The organism is Flavobacterium sp. P21, from assembly GCF_050632225.1.
Taxonomy (GTDB): domain Bacteria; phylum Bacteroidota; class Bacteroidia; order Flavobacteriales; family Flavobacteriaceae; genus Flavobacterium.
The window spans coordinates 1,903,773-1,917,900 of sequence record NZ_CP192585.1; the positions used below are offsets into that span (position 1 = coordinate 1,903,773).

Below are 14,128 nucleotides of genomic sequence, written 5' to 3' on the forward strand. Positions count from 1 at the left end.
AGAAAGAATGGAGAAGAGGATGGAAGATCTGCTCGCCGGTTATGGCAGTGGAGCATGATTGTATTTTGTCAAAACAGGGCGATGTAACTATAGTTTTTAAGGCAGAACTGCCTGAGATTTTTACGCTGTCAGATCAGGAGTATGAAGCTTTCCACCAATCGTGGATAAAGGCGTTAAAGGTGCTTGCCGAAGTTTTGTGTTTTCCATAAACAGGACTGGTTTTTAGAAAGTGCTTATAAAGCTGATTTTTCAAGTGAAGACAGAAGTTTTCTGACCAGAAGCGACGAGCGTTTCTTTAACGAAAGACCTTTTCTGGATCATTCCTGCTATATCATGCTGACCATGAAACCAGCGGGAAGAAGAAATGGAACCTCATTGTTTTCTAATCTGCTTAGAAGTTCTATAGTACCCGAGGAAACCTTAAAAACCCAGCTTCTGCAGGATTTTGCAGATACCTGCGGACAGTTTAAAAGGATTATGGAAGACAGCGGATTTATAAAGCTGGAGCGTCTGCAAAATGAATTGCTTAGAAGCGAGAGCAGAAGAATCGGGCTGGTGGAAAAGTACTGTTTTTTATCAGAGCAGGAAAATTCATTCGTATTTAAGGATATCAGGTTTGACGAAGGATTAGCAGTAGGGGATAAACACTGCCAATTGTTTACACTTGGTGATGCGGCTGATCTGCCCGGATTATGCGGATCAAGAATTAATTTTGACCGCTATTCGACCGATAAGACCAAATTCAGCATTGGTTTTGCGTCAACCCTCGGCCAGCTCTTATCCTGTAATCATATTTACAATCAGTATATCTTCATTGAAGACGCACAGAAAACCATTCAAAAACTGGAAAGCAAGCGACTCAGACTGCAGTCACTCTCTGCCTACAGCCGGGAGAATATGATTGCCAGGGATGCGACGAATGATTTCCTGAACGAGGCAGTATCACAGCAGAGGCTTCCGGTTAAAGCCCATTTTAATGTACTGGCCTGGAGCACGGATAAGGAAGAACTCAAAGAGATTAAAAACAAAGTGTCATCAGCTCTTGCCCAGATGGATGCGGCGGCAAAGCAGGAAACTGTCGGAGCTCCGCAGATCTATTGGGCTGGAATGGCGGGAAATGTTGCGGACTTTCCCATGAATGACACCTTCGACACCTTTACCGAACAGGCGGTATGCTTTCTGAATATGGAAACGGGATATAAATCTTCGCTGAGTCCCTGCGGTATCAGGCTGGGAGACAGGCTGACAGGAAAACCAGTTCATGTTGATATCAGCGATGAGCCTGTTAAGATGGGAATCTGCACCAATCGCAATAAGTTTATATTGGGACCTTCGGGCGATGGCAAGTCCTTTTTTACCAATCATATGGTGAGAAGCTATTACGAGCAGGGAACGCATATTGTGCTGGTGGATGTTGGGCACAGCTATAAAGGGCTCTGCGATATGGTAAACGGTTATTATTTTACTTACGATGAAAAGAATCCTATCCGTTTTAACCCATTTTATATTTCAGAAGGAGACAGTCTGGATACGGAGAAAAAAGAGAGCATTAAAACGCTTCTGCTTGCACTATGGAAAAAAGACGACGAAACCTTTAACCGGAGCGAGTATGTAGCACTCTCAAATGCCCTGCGGCTGTATTACGAGAAATTGGATATAAACTCAAAGATATTTCCCTGTTTCAATAGCTTCTATGATTTCCTGAAAGAGGATTTTATCTCGATTTTAGAAGGCGATAAAGTAAAGGAGAAGGACTTTGATGTGAATAACTTTCTCTATGTGCTCAGGCCATATTACAAGGGAGGCGAGTTTGATTATTTGCTGAACGCGACAGAAAATCTGGATCTTCTAAAAGAAAGGTTTATTGTCTTCGAGCTGGATAATATTAAAGACCATCCGATTCTTTTTCCAGTAGTGACCATCATAATAATGGAAGTTTTTATAAACAAGATGAGAAAACTTAAGGGTATCCGAAAAATGATACTTATTGAGGAAGCATGGAAAGCACTAATGAAGGAGGGTTTTGCAGATTACATAAAGTATCTTTTTAAAACAGTGCGTAAATTCTTCGGGGAAGCGATAGTGGTAACCCAGGAAGTGGAGGATATTATTTCTTCGCCAGTGGTCAAGCAGGCCATTATTAACAACAGCGACTGCAAGATCCTTCTGGACCAGAGCAAATATCAAAATAAGTTTAACCAGATTCAGGAGCCGCTGGGACTTACAGACAAAGAAAAGGCACTTGTACTTTCTGTAAATAAAGCCAATGATCCAGCCAGAAAATACAAAGAAGTGTTTATCTCCTTGGGAGGGATGCTTTCAAAGGTCTACAGAACCGAAGTTTCGCCGGAGGAATATTTAGCTTATACAACAGAGGAAAGCGAGAAAGTGAAAATGAATGCCTATGCGAAGAAGTTTGGCGGGGACATAAAGAAAGGAATAGCCGCAATGGCTCAGGATATGAGAAATGGAATTAAATGAAAAGGAATAATGAAAAAGAAATTAATACTCTTGATGGTCTGCCTGTCGCTAGTGGGCACCTCGGTAAGACCTGCGGAAAAAGTTGCGGCGCTCCCGATATTGGAAATTGTAAAAGCAGTAACTAAGAAGGTAATCAAAGCAATCGATCTTAGAATCCAGAAACTGCAGAATAAAACGATCTGGCTTCAGAATGCACAGAAGCAGGTGGAAAATGTACTTTCCAAATTGAAGCTCGATGAGATCTCGGACTGGACCCAGAAACAAAAAAATCTTTACAAAGGCTACTATGAAGAGCTCGCTAAAGTAAAGTCAATAATCACCTACTACCAGAGGATAAAAGAGATTACCAAAAAGCAGACACAGCTTGTTCAGGAATATGAAAGAGCCTGGAATCTTTTCAGGCAGGATACTCATTTTAAAGACAGCGAAATCCAGTATATGGAGCGCGTTTATACAGGAATACTAGAGGAAAGTGTGAAGAATATCGACCAGATTTTTTTGATTCTGGATTCTTTTGCCACCCAGATGAGCGATCTCAAACGTCTGGAAATCATCAACAAGGTCGCTGATCAGATTGATGGGAACTACGACGACCTTACAATGTTTCACCAGCAGAACATACTGCTGAGTCTTCAGAGGGCCAAAACAGAAGCAGATGTAAACCAAGTGAAACAATTTTACGGAATTCCATAATTCAATAAAAAAACATGAAAAAGATAGGTGTACTACTAGTAGCGCTCTGTGTTTTTAATCAAAATATGAGCGGGCAGGCAAAGCAGAGGAAGGAACTAATCCTGCAAATAGCGGCACTTCAGGTTTATATTGACTATGCAAAGAAAGGATATTCGGCAGTATCAAAGGGGCTTAATTTCATAGGTGATGCCAGAAAAGGAGAGCTAAACCTGCATGGTGATTATTTTACCTCACTTTTAAAAATCAATCCAAAGGTTAGGAATTATTATAAAACTGTTGAGATCATTTCCATGCAGTTTAAAATAATAAAACTCTGCGACAAGACTTTGGCAGATCTTAAGACTGTTGATTTGTTTCACGGTAATGAACTGGACTATATAGAGAGGTCTTTTGAGAAACTTCTTCAGAACTGCGGCCAGACTCTCGACCAGCCGCTTGTTATTACCACCGATGCAGAACTGGAACTAAAAGATGACCAGAGGCTTGAGCGCATTGATCTCCTGCACAAAACTATGCTGGAGGATTATAATTTCTGTCTTTCTTTCTGCGGCGATGCCAGACTGCTGTCGATTTCAAAATCTGCCGATAAAAATGATTCTAAGAATGTTAATGAATTATATGGATTATAAATTAAGCTACTATGAAAAAGATTTTGATTTTGACAATATTGATCACTTTGTTAATGATTCCAGTTAAATCAATGGGGCAGTCAGCAGAAATTCAGCGACTGATTTTGAATATCGAAAAGCTATCCCAGTTCAAGAAAATTCTCAGTGATATGAAAAAGGGATATGAGCCGCTTTCAGGTGGATACAAAACGGTGAAAGATATGACTGAAGGAAACTTCAGCCTGCATAAAACTTTTCTAGATGCGCTTATGCAGGTAAGTCCAGCGGTGAGGAATTACAAAAGGGTAGCAGAGATAGTAGAATATCAGATTTCAATAGTCAAGGAAAGCCGCAACGGAATGAACCGATTTATAAAAAGCGGAAATTTCAGCGGACAGGAAATAAATTACTTTGAGAAAGTTTACGGAAACCTGCTTAATCAGAGCCTGCGAAATCTCGATGAACTTACGATGGTCATAACTGCGGATAAGCTCAGGATGTCGGATGACGAGAGGCTAAAGGCCGTTGACGATATCTATGAGCAGATGCAGGATAAGCTACTTTTCTTAAGAAACTTTAATGCCTCATCTAATGTGCTGGCCCTTCAGAGATCAAAAGAGAAAAATGATGTTTATGTCTCAAAGAGTTTTCAGGAATTTAAAGAATAGAGTATGAAATGCCTATTAAACAAAAAAGCAGTTTGTGTGATGCTTATCATATTACTGCTTCCCTGCAGAATAATAGCACAGGGACTTGGTGAAGATATGAGTAGTCTTCATGGGGTCTTAGACCAGCTTTATGATCAAATGATGCCGTTGTGTTCTAATCTTATAGCAGTAGGGCAGGGAATAGCAGGCTTTGGAACTATATGGTACATCGCCTCACGCGTGTGGAGGCATATAGCAAGTGCCGAGCCCATTGATTTTTATCCGCTCTTCCGCCCCTTTGTTATAGGATTCTGCATTATGATTTTTCCGTCGGTCCTGGCACTTATTAACGGAGTTATGAAACCAACTGTTACAGCTACTGCGGCTATGGTAACAGGCTCTAACAATGCAGTTGCTGTTCTGCTTAAAGAGAAAGAAAAAGCAATTAAAGAAACCGATCCATGGAAGATGTATGTCGGGACTGCAGGTACGGGTGATCGTGACAGATGGTATAAGTATACGCATGACGGTGCTGATCCATCGGATGAGAGCATGCTCGCAGGCATAGGCAATGATGTCAAATTTGCGATGGAAAAAGCTTCTTACAGTTTTCGAAATTCGGTCAAGGAATGGCTGAGCGAGGTGCTGAGGGTTTTGTTTGAAGTCGCCGCCTTATGCATTGACACCCTTCGGACCTTTCAGCTGGTGGTGCTTTCCATTTTAGGTCCGCTGGTATTTGGAATCGCAGTATTTGAAGGTTTCCAGCACACGCTCACTGTCTGGCTTGCCCGATATATCAATATTTACCTCTGGCTTCCTGTTGCCAATATATTCGGAAGTATTATAGGAAAGATTCAGGAACTCATGCTCAAGCTGGACCTCTCGCAGGTGCAGGCAACAGGTGACACTTTTTTCAGCAGGACCGATATGTCATATTTAATTTTCATGATAATAGGTATCATAGGATATTTTACCGTGCCTTCTGTTGCCAATTATATAGTTCATGCAGGCGGAGGAGGAGCCTTGGGTCATAAAGTGACAAGCATGTTTAGCAATTCAGCTAGTTCTGTTGTGAGAACCTCTTCAAATGCGGTTGGAATGGTCGCTGATGCGATGGGAGATGCGGATCGGAGAATGACCAGCGAGCATGGTCGCGACAGCAGGAAGCAGTCCTTATTTTACTGATAAAGGAAACTATATGAATGACAGGCTTAAAGGAAATTCTAAACAGACTTAATAAAAGGAGCATATGTTTACCAAAATGAAAAACATTGATACGGCATTTAGATATGTGAGAGGTTTCACGATGCTTGTAATTGCAGGATGCATCATAATAAGCTGTTATGCTGTCTATAAAAGTTTCCAGACAGTGAGCCTTATGCAGGATAAAGTATATATTCTGGCAAACGGCAAAGCGCTGGAAGCTTACGCTTCGGAAAGAAAAGATAATATTGCTGTTGAAGCAAGGGACCATGTGAAAACCTTTCACAAGTTTTTCTTTACCCTTGATCCTGATGATAAGGTCATTAAAACCAATATCACAAAAGCGCTATATCTGGCAGACGACAGTGCAAAACGGGTTTATGATGACCTGAAGGAAAACAATTTTTATTCGGGTATTATATCAGGAAATATCAGCCAGACCATCCAGATTGACAGTGTGAGTATTGATATCCGTGAATATCCCTACCGTTTTAGATGTTATGCCGGACAGAACATTATCCGTACTACCAGTATTTTGAAAAGAAGCCTGCTTACAGAAGGTGCGCTTCGCAATGTATCAAGAAGCGATAATAATCCGCATGGTTTTCTTATCGAGCGGTTTAATACTATTGAAAACAAAGATCTTTCAGCAGAAACCAGAAAATAGAGATTTATGAAATCCTTTTATACAAGAAAGTCTGAGCCTTTTGTGTATCACAAGTATTATCTGCTAGTGCAGAGAAGATGGGCAGAAAAAATGAAGAGAGTCACAGATGGGCTCTCTAAAACAAAACTGATCTGGGGACTTCTGTTCTTTATGGTTTTGACATCGGGTTATTTAATTTATAACCTGTATAGGACATTTTATAAACAAGCTGAGGTTTCAACAGCTTCAAAAATTAAGACAATCAATTTAAAAAATTAAAATTATGCAAGAGAAAACATTATCTCCAAAGGAATCTAAAAAGAGAAAGATGCTTTTAATGTCGCCTCTTATAACATTTCCATTTCTCACATTCTTATTTTATTCATTAGGCGGCGGAAGAATGGAATCCAAGATGGCAGAGAACGATGAAAGGAAAGGATTCAATTTTAATCTGCCACTGCCTAAATTTAAAGCAGATTCAGCACTGGATAAGATGAGCTATTACGATCAGGCGGCAGTTGATTCGATAAAACTGCGGGAGCAGATAAAAAAAGATCCTAACTATATTGATAATAAAGTCTCGGAAGATAAATCAGATTCTTTTTCCACAAGTGATTTTGAATCCCGCATGCTTCCAAAAAACAGATCAGCTTTTAATTCTCAGTCTTTTCAGGACCGCAATGAACAGAAAGTTTATGAGAAGCTGAGGGCTCTTGAAAACATAATCAGCCAGCCTGCTGTCCCTGCTTACGGTCAGGACATGAGGGAATTTGAAAATTACGGCACTTCTAGTGGAGAATCGGAAGAGATTAAAAAACTTGAAGGGCTAATGTCGACGATGAGCACGCCTCAGGAACCTGATCCGGAACTTCAGCAATTAGGCGGTATGCTGGAAAATATTTTGGATATACAGCATCCGCGACGCATGTGCAGGAAAGGCTTAAACAAACATCTGAGAGCAAAAAAGGCAAAATATATTCAGTGCAGAAAAAAGAAGCAGAGAATAACATAAGCTCACTTCAGCGGAATGCCGATTGGCAGACCTCTTTGAAAACAAATGAATTTTATTCTCTGGAGGAAGCACAGCCTGATGAAGAAATACAAAATTCTATTGAAGCAGTTGTGCATCAGACGCAGACTATTGTCAATGGCTCGGTGGTTAAATTAAGACTTACGAATGATATTTTTCTCCAAGGAACAATGATACCCAGAAATACTTTTCTGTATGGTATGGCGGCTTTAAAAGGGGAGAGGCTTGAGGTAAAAATCACAAACATCCAGTACAATAATTCGATATTTCCCGTCGAGCTGGCAGTCTATGATATTGACGGGATTGACGGCATCTATATTCCCGGAGCAATTAACAGGGATGTGGCTAAAGCATCAGCTGACAGATCCATTCAGACTCTCGGTCTTACTGGGATTTCGGATTCATGGGGAGCACAGGCCGCAGGTATGGGCATCGAGGCGACCAAAAGTCTTATGAGCAAAAAGGTAAAACTCATAAAAGTAGTTGTAAAGGCAGGGTACCAGGTGCCGCTGTATGATGAAAAACAAAAGAATTTAAAACCTTAAAAGAGAGAAAATATGAAAAGAGCGAATTATTTGTTTTTAATCAGTTTGCCGCTGGTTTGTGTTTCAGTTAATCCACAGTCAAACGCAAGGGAAACTGTCTTTTACGAAGACCAGTATAAAAATCTACAAATAGGTTTTTCTAAAACCACAAGCATTATTTTTCCTTATACAATCAAGAGTATAGATAAAGGAAGCGCAGAAGTGCTTGTACAGAAAGCAAAAGGAGTTGAGAATATACTACTTGTAAAAGCCGCTAAACAGCATTTTTTCCAGACCAATCTGACAGTTGTAACTTCTGACGGGAAATTGTACGTTTTTGTACTGAATTATGACGATTTGTGCCCTGACTTAAATTTTAAGGCTGAAAACGCAGTGGTCGCAAGCAGGGACGTGCTGTTTTCTTTAGAAAACGAAAATCAGAAAAGAATTGAACAGTGTGCTTGGGCCGCATATTCCAAAAAGAAAAAATCGGTGGTCTAAAAAAATCAAAGTATCAGATCAGACTGGCGGTGAACGGCATCTTTATTCAGCAGAATGTTTTGTATCTGCGTGTTGTTTTTGAAAACAAATCAAAGATTAACTACGATATTGATCAGTTTCGTTTCTTTATCAGGGATAAGAGAAAATCAAAACGAACTGCCTCACAGGAAATTGAATTGGAGCCTTTGTATGCAACTTCGTCATCTTCTGTAATTCCTTTTAAATCTGAAATAATAAAAGTCTATGCGCTGGAGAAATTTACCATCCCGGAGAATAAGTATCTAACGATTCAGATGATTGAAAAAAACGGCGGAAGACATTTGGAAGTAGATATAAATAATAACCTGACTGATCTGGTTTTTCCGATTACAGAATTAAGCAGTGACACTTTTTAAGCTTTAGAATAAATTATGATACTCAATTTAGCTGACACTGAAATGATGCTGTCGTTTGCCGAGGAAATGGCTTGTATCGGCCATCGATTTGTCGCCTTTAATACCGATGAGGTGACTGATACCGACACAATTGAGTTTTTTAGAAACCCATTGGATGCGAAGGAGTACTGTCTGGTTATGACCAATGATGCGAATTATTTTCAGAGCCTGCCGGTTGAATCAGTTATTGATGACTTACGAGCAGTTTTAGAGAGCGGAATTAATACGTTCGATAATGAAGCTTTTGAACTTACTGGATTTGCTAAGCGATTTAGGGAGAGTAAAGAAATATTAGATAACAATTTAAATACAAATATTATGAATCAGAAAAATTTTGAATTCCTGAAAGATCAGCTGAAATACACTGGCTTTGGAGAGACGTTTGATGCTGAACTGAGAGAGAAAATGATGAAAGGTGATCAGGATTTTAAAATCATGCACACTGGCATTATGAACAATGGTGTTCCTAATAAAGATACCCTAACTGTAGATTTAAATTTCAAAAAGTCTGAGCAGACAGATATGTACTTTTTTAATTCCTATCACGTCAATCTGCAGAAAGAAGAGAACAAACCTGGTCTGGAACACACTTTTTACATCAACAAAGACAGCGCCAGTATTACAATGAAAGAGGCTTATAATTTGATGGAAGGCAGATCTGTCAATAAAGATCTTAAAAATAGAGAAGGGGAGAGCTATAATTGCTGGTTAAAAATGAACTTCAAAGAATCAGATTCTCAGGGAAATTTTAAACTCAATCAATACCATGAGAACTACGGGTATGATCTGGAAGCAAGTCTGGCAAAACATTCAATCAAGGAACTGAATACTCCGAAGTATAAAGAAGACCTTTTGAATTCGCTAAAGAAAGGAAACCTTCAGTCGGCGACTTTTGTTGTCGGCGGTGTCGAAAGCAAAATGTATGTGGAGGCAAATCCCCAGTTTAAGACTGTTAATGTTTATGATGAAAATTTACAAAGAATTAATCATCGAGAGAGCAAGGAAGAAAAAAGGCTGAATCTCAAAAAGAATCAGTATCTAAAGATCAAAAAAAATCTAGATTCTGATGAAGTTGATTTAGGGAGGAAAGATAATAAAGTAAAGAAAAGAAAAACTCCTTCACTTTAAAGTTATGGAAAAATTAAAGCCTTTATCGGATTTTTTTACCGCAATAGAGAATGATTACCGGATTAGTCCGATGCATATTGCCATTTATGCGGCTCTATTACAATTTAGATCCGTTAAGGGCTTCATTAATCCAATTTTTGTCTTTAGCTCGGAGATTATTGTTATTGCTAAAGTTTCTTCAGCAAATACGTATCATAAATGTGTCCAGGAACTTCATCAGTATGGATACATAAAGTATAGACCATCTTTTAAAAAAATCGTGGCAGTGAAGTATATTTTTTGTTTTCAGCAGATGCGGACAGTTAAAGGTTCTGCAATTAATAATTTTATGAAATTGTATTATGAATGAAATTGTAACCAAGGAAGATCTGAGACAGTTTGGTCTTTTTCTAGTTGATAAAATACAGGCTGTATTTAAAGATAAGGATTCTGGACGGAAAGAAACTTTGGAACCAGAGTGGATTAAAAGCAAGTCTGTGAGAAAACTGCTTGATATTTCAGCAGGTTCAGTACAGAATCTTAGAACAAGCCAAAAAGTCCGTTTCAAAAAAGTGCTTGGCTCGTACTACTACAATAAAGAAGATATTCTAAAACTTTTTGATGATGATAAACACTAAAAGATTAAAAGAAAGCTTTATAATGAGTTATCTGTCAATGTATAGTAATGATCCTAAACTAAATGTCTGGCATCTATCAATTTTGACAGCAATACTGGAATTAGGCTATAGGCAGGGCCAAAGAAGAAGGATTAAAGTCAGCCGCAGTAAAATTATGGAGCTGTCACATGTGAATACGCTACCGACTTATCATAAGTATTTTAAACAGCTTCAGGATTTAGGATACATTAAGTACACCCCATCTTATCATCCAGGATATAAAAGCGAAGTTAAGTTGTGTAAAAGAGGCTATCTCAAAATATTTGAGATAGCCTCTTTTAATTTTAAATATATTTTGAAATTTATTTATCACGAAGAAATGTTGTATTTCTTTTTGATTGCCTGAATTTCCTTTTCGAGCCTGCTGAGAACCGCCAAATCAGGCTTAGACATTTTGGAGCCAGTTTTATTGAGTTTTTTATTGAGAATAGACATTTCACGTCCGATTGTGGCCTGCTCAGTTATAGCATATGCCTCAGTCTGTTTTACCGATGCATGACCCAGCAGTTCTTTAACTACATTAATAGGGACGTTGTTATTTAATGTCACAGTGCTTCCAAAAGTACGGCGTGCCATATGCGTGTTTAATGTAAAAGGAAAGCCGCACAAGACTGCCACCTCTTTTAGATACTCATTCATTTTCTGGTTGGATGAAACAGGAAGCACGGTTCCACGCTGGATACATAGCGGGTGCTCTTTATATTTTTCAACTATTTTCAGTGCTTGGGGAAGAAGAGGGACATTAAATGATGAGTTTGTTTTCTGCCTTTCGGACATAATCCATAGATTTCCATCAATGCCTTCTTTGATATCAGTTTTCTTTAATTGATAAGCGTCTATGTAAGCCAGACCAGTGTAGCATTGGAAGACAAATACATCCCTTACGACATTGAGCCTGTCAGTTGTGAAATAATGACTTTCAAGTTCGTACAATTCCTGTGCGGTGAGTGGTTTTTTTACCAGTTTTGTTTTACGTCCCTTAAAGTTCTTAAATGGGTCCTTGGTGATTAACTCCTTATCAATGGCGCGGATTACAATCTTTTTGAAATTTGCAATATACTTTAGGGTGGTGTTGTTGCCGCAGTCGCGTACAGTTCTAAGATAAAACTCGAAGTCCTTTACAAACTCAAGATTCAAATCCGCAAATTCAAGATCGTGCTTTTTAAGCTTGAATTTTATAAACGCAGTCAAATGGTTTTTAGTAATGGTAAACCGGTCAAGGGTGCCTTTTGCATAGCCTTTTCCAAGAAGCGCCTCCATTTCATCATTATGCTTTTGAAATTCTTCGAGCACCTTAATCTTTGGCGCTGTCCTGCCCAGAACCTCGTCCATAATTTTCTCAGCGGTTATGGTTTTGCCGCTGTACATCATTTCGGTTTTGATTTCATTGATTTTTAAAGTCAGCGAATCCAAAAAGAAGTTCAGCGACTTTGCATCTTCCTTTGATCCGAGGGCTCGTTCAAACTTTTGATCCCATCGTGCATTTTCCCATTTTCTTTTGGTTGAACCTTCTTTGCGTATACCATCAACAGTAATTCTGAAGTATACAATCCATTCTTTGTTTGTTATTTTGGGTCTTTTTAAAAAGAATCCCAAACCGAAACTGCTCTCTAACATAATTCCACTTTTTAGGTTAATAAATGTAGAATAATATTACTGTCAAATCAAGTCGTTAACCTTCTTTACCCCTTGCCAGTGCTGGGATTATTGCCTTTTCTGGTGCACTTTTTCGGGCCACTGGAAAGTGCACCGATTCTGCACCTTTTGTTTTGTGCACTTTTATAAATTTTGAAGATAGCTCTTAAAAGCAAAAAACCTGCAAATCCTTGAATTTGCAGGTCTTCAGACATTTTTTATGGCTTTTTGAAAAGATTGAAAACTTTAAATTTTCAGGCTTTTCGGCCTTTCCGTGGGGAGAGCAGTATTGGAACCTATGAGGTATCATTTTAACATGTTAGAGAAGTTAATATGTGAATCAAAACTTAGGTTGATAGCTCTATAATGTCGGATGTTAGTTAGAACTCAATTTTATGCTAAAGTGATGCGATTTTATATTTATTTTTAATCAATTGAATTTCTTTTTCTAGTTTTTCAAGGGTACTCAAATCTTCTTGAGAAAGCTCAGGTTTTTGCTGATTGAGTTTATGAGTTAGAACAGACATTTCTCGACCTATCGTCGCTTGTTCTGTTATAGCGTAAGACTCAGTCTGCTTTACTGAAGAATGTCCAAGCATTTCCTTTACTACGTTGATGGGTACATTATTGTTTAATGTTACCGTGCTTCCGAAAGTTCTGCGTGCCATATGTGTATTAAGTGTGAACGGAAAACCGCACAATGAAGCAATTTCTTTGAGGTATTCATTCATTTTCTGATTAGAAGAAACGGGCAGTACAGTTCCTCGCTTAAGACAGAGTGGATGATCTTTGTATTTTTCAAGAATATCGATCGCCTTTGGAAGAAGCGGGATTCTTGCCGTCGAATTTGTTTTCTGCCTCTCAGATAAAATCCACTGATTTCCGTCGACGCCATCTTTTATGTCAGCTTTCTGAAGCTGAAATGCATCAATATAAGCAAGTCCAGTATAACACTGGAAAATAAAAATATCACGCACTGTATTGAGCCGGTCAGTCGAAAATTCGCGTCTTTCCAGTTCAGCCAATTCTTTTGCAGATATAGGCTTCTTTACAATTTTAGTTTTCTTTCCTTTAAAATTCTTAAATGGATCTTTGATAATGATTTCTTTATCGATTGCTCGTATTACAATTTTCTTGAAATTGGAAATGTATTTTAGTGTGGTATTATTTGCACATTTCCTTACGGTACGAAGATAGAATTCAAAGTCTTTTATGAATTCAAAATTTAAGTCAGCAAATTCAATATCACTGTTATTGTATTTAGATTTAATGAAAGCCGTTAAGTGATTTTTAGTAATATTGAACCGCTCCAATGTAGTCGCTGTATATCCGTTTCCAATCAGGGCTTTCAATTCATCATTGTGTTTTTGAAATTCTTCAAGTACCCTGGCTCTAGGAGTTATTCTTCCCATGACATGGTCCATGATCTTTTGGGAAGTTATAGGTTTTCCGGTGTACATAATTTCGGCTTTGATTTCATGGATTTTCGCAGTGAGTGAATCCAGAAAAAGTTCAGGGACTTTGCATCTTCTTTTGTGCCTGTTGCTCTTTCGGTTTTCTTGTTCCAGCGCTCAGTGTCCCACTGGCGTCTGGTGGATGCTTCTTTCGGGATTCCGTCAACGGTTATCCTGAAATAAACACTTCTAATGTTACTCTCATTGTGGCGGGGTGCTTTCAAAAGAAAATCAACCCAAAGCTGTTCTCTAGCATAATTCAACTTATTAGATTAGTAAATGTAGAATTATAACCTCATTTAAACAAGATGTAAACGTACTTAACCCCTTTGATATCGGGACTTAAGATGAAATTTTGTGGCGCAGATTTGAACTTTGAAAATGCGCCACGAATGCGCCACAAAGTTTTTGTTCGATTTTATAAATATTGAAAAGCGGTATAAAAGAAAAAACCCTGAAAATCGTTGGATTTGCAGGGTTTACCGCTC

Annotated in this window: 14 protein-coding genes and 1 pseudogene; 12 read left to right on the forward strand and 3 right to left on the reverse strand. The window is 38.6% G+C overall.

Annotated features, from left to right (window positions below; genetic code table 11):
- The first annotated feature begins 41 nt into the window (after positions 1-41).
- The 12 genes and pseudogenes from ACQ9BO_RS09440 to ACQ9BO_RS09495 all read left to right on the forward strand — a co-directional run bounded on the left by ACQ9BO_RS09440 (position 42) and on the right by ACQ9BO_RS09495 (position 10,512).
- Positions 42-2,481, forward strand: a pseudogene (locus ACQ9BO_RS09440) (TraG family conjugative transposon ATPase).
- A 9-nt stretch (positions 2,482-2,490) separates the two neighbouring features.
- Positions 2,491-3,174 carry a conjugal transfer protein TraI gene (locus ACQ9BO_RS09445; protein WP_431244506.1) on the forward strand — a complete coding sequence of 228 codons (684 nt, stop codon included), beginning with the start codon at positions 2,491-2,493 and terminating at the stop codon, positions 3,172-3,174.
- Between the two features lie 14 nt (positions 3,175-3,188).
- The gene (locus ACQ9BO_RS09450; protein WP_431244507.1) at positions 3,189-3,803 is read left to right on the forward strand and encodes a hypothetical protein; all 615 of its coding nucleotides are present in this window, start codon (positions 3,189-3,191) and stop codon (positions 3,801-3,803) included.
- Positions 3,804-3,814: 11 nt separating this feature from the next.
- Positions 3,815-4,450: a TerB family tellurite resistance protein gene (locus tag ACQ9BO_RS09455; protein ID WP_431244508.1), complete on the forward strand. Its 636-nt coding sequence runs from the start codon at positions 3,815-3,817 to the stop codon at positions 4,448-4,450.
- A gap of 3 nt (positions 4,451-4,453) precedes the next feature.
- Entirely contained in the window at positions 4,454-5,614 is a 1,161-nt protein-coding gene (gene traJ, locus ACQ9BO_RS09460; RefSeq protein ID WP_431244509.1) for a conjugative transposon protein TraJ, read from the forward strand.
- 76 nt (positions 5,615-5,690) lie between these two features.
- Positions 5,691-6,299, forward strand: a complete 609-nt coding sequence (gene traK / locus ACQ9BO_RS09465; RefSeq protein ID WP_431244510.1) for a conjugative transposon protein TraK — start codon at positions 5,691-5,693, stop codon at positions 6,297-6,299.
- A gap of 262 nt (positions 6,300-6,561) precedes the next feature.
- Positions 6,562-7,290, forward strand: a complete 729-nt coding sequence (locus ACQ9BO_RS09470; protein ID WP_431244511.1) for a hypothetical protein — start codon at positions 6,562-6,564, stop codon at positions 7,288-7,290.
- The gene (traM, locus tag ACQ9BO_RS09475) at positions 7,206-7,853 is read left to right on the forward strand and encodes a conjugative transposon protein TraM (protein WP_431244512.1); all 648 of its coding nucleotides are present in this window, start codon (positions 7,206-7,208) and stop codon (positions 7,851-7,853) included. Before ACQ9BO_RS09470 ends, traM begins: the two co-directional genes overlap by 85 nt.
- A gap of 12 nt (positions 7,854-7,865) precedes the next feature.
- The gene (gene traN / locus ACQ9BO_RS09480) at positions 7,866-8,333 is read left to right on the forward strand and encodes a conjugative transposon protein TraN (protein WP_431244513.1); all 468 of its coding nucleotides are present in this window, start codon (positions 7,866-7,868) and stop codon (positions 8,331-8,333) included.
- A complete protein-coding gene (traN, locus tag ACQ9BO_RS09485) occupies positions 8,288-8,728 on the forward strand; it encodes a conjugative transposon protein TraN (protein WP_431244514.1) in 441 nt (146 codons plus the stop codon). The genes traN (ACQ9BO_RS09480) and traN (ACQ9BO_RS09485) overlap by 46 nt, the downstream gene beginning before the upstream one ends.
- 15 nt (positions 8,729-8,743) lie before the next feature.
- On the forward strand, positions 8,744-9,895 hold the full coding sequence (locus ACQ9BO_RS09490; protein ID WP_431244515.1) for a hypothetical protein: 1,152 nt from the start codon (positions 8,744-8,746) through the stop codon (positions 9,893-9,895).
- 341 nt (positions 9,896-10,236) lie between these two features.
- Positions 10,237-10,512, forward strand: coding sequence for a DNA-binding protein (locus ACQ9BO_RS09495; RefSeq protein WP_431244516.1), 276 nt, complete (start codon positions 10,237-10,239; stop codon positions 10,510-10,512).
- Between the two features lie 348 nt (positions 10,513-10,860).
- Here the strand turns inward: ACQ9BO_RS09495 and ACQ9BO_RS09500 are convergent, their stop codons facing one another.
- The 3 genes from ACQ9BO_RS09500 to ACQ9BO_RS09510 all read right to left on the reverse strand — a co-directional run bounded on the left by ACQ9BO_RS09500 (position 10,861) and on the right by ACQ9BO_RS09510 (position 13,903).
- Positions 10,861-12,168 (reverse strand): site-specific integrase, encoded by a 1,308-nt coding sequence (locus tag ACQ9BO_RS09500; protein WP_431244517.1) that lies wholly within the window; start codon positions 12,166-12,168, stop codon positions 10,861-10,863.
- Positions 12,169-12,584: 416 nt separating this feature from the next.
- Positions 12,585-13,610 (reverse strand): site-specific integrase, encoded by a 1,026-nt coding sequence (locus tag ACQ9BO_RS09505; protein ID WP_431244518.1) that lies wholly within the window; start codon positions 13,608-13,610, stop codon positions 12,585-12,587.
- A 14-nt stretch (positions 13,611-13,624) separates the two neighbouring features.
- Entirely contained in the window at positions 13,625-13,903 is a 279-nt protein-coding gene (locus ACQ9BO_RS09510) for an Arm DNA-binding domain-containing protein (RefSeq protein WP_431244519.1), read from the reverse strand.
- Between the last annotated feature and the right edge of the window lie 225 nt (positions 13,904-14,128).

Bases quoted from the DNA above. Each gene is read 5' to 3' on its own strand.
- ACQ9BO_RS09470 (WP_431244511.1), top strand. From the start codon at position 6,562: ATGCAAGAGAAAACATTATCTCCAAAGGAATCTAAAAAGAGAAAGATG.
- ACQ9BO_RS09445 (WP_431244506.1), top strand. From the start codon at position 2,491: ATGAAAAAGAAATTAATACTCTTGATGGTCTGCCTGTCGCTAGTGGGC.
- ACQ9BO_RS09455 (WP_431244508.1), top strand. From the start codon at position 3,815: ATGAAAAAGATTTTGATTTTGACAATATTGATCACTTTGTTAATGATT.
- ACQ9BO_RS09500 (WP_431244517.1), bottom strand. From the start codon at position 12,168: ATGTTAGAGAGCAGTTTCGGTTTGGGATTCTTTTTAAAAAGACCCAAA.
- ACQ9BO_RS09495 (WP_431244516.1), top strand. From the start codon at position 10,237: ATGAATGAAATTGTAACCAAGGAAGATCTGAGACAGTTTGGTCTTTTT.
- traK (WP_431244510.1), top strand. From the start codon at position 5,691: ATGAAAAACATTGATACGGCATTTAGATATGTGAGAGGTTTCACGATG.
- ACQ9BO_RS09490 (WP_431244515.1), top strand. From the start codon at position 8,744: ATGATACTCAATTTAGCTGACACTGAAATGATGCTGTCGTTTGCCGAG.
- traN (WP_431244513.1), top strand. From the start codon at position 7,866: ATGAAAAGAGCGAATTATTTGTTTTTAATCAGTTTGCCGCTGGTTTGT.
- ACQ9BO_RS09450 (WP_431244507.1), top strand. From the start codon at position 3,189: ATGAAAAAGATAGGTGTACTACTAGTAGCGCTCTGTGTTTTTAATCAA.
- traJ (WP_431244509.1), top strand. From the start codon at position 4,454: ATGAAATGCCTATTAAACAAAAAAGCAGTTTGTGTGATGCTTATCATA.
- ACQ9BO_RS09505 (WP_431244518.1), bottom strand. From the start codon at position 13,610: ATGGACCATGTCATGGGAAGAATAACTCCTAGAGCCAGGGTACTTGAA.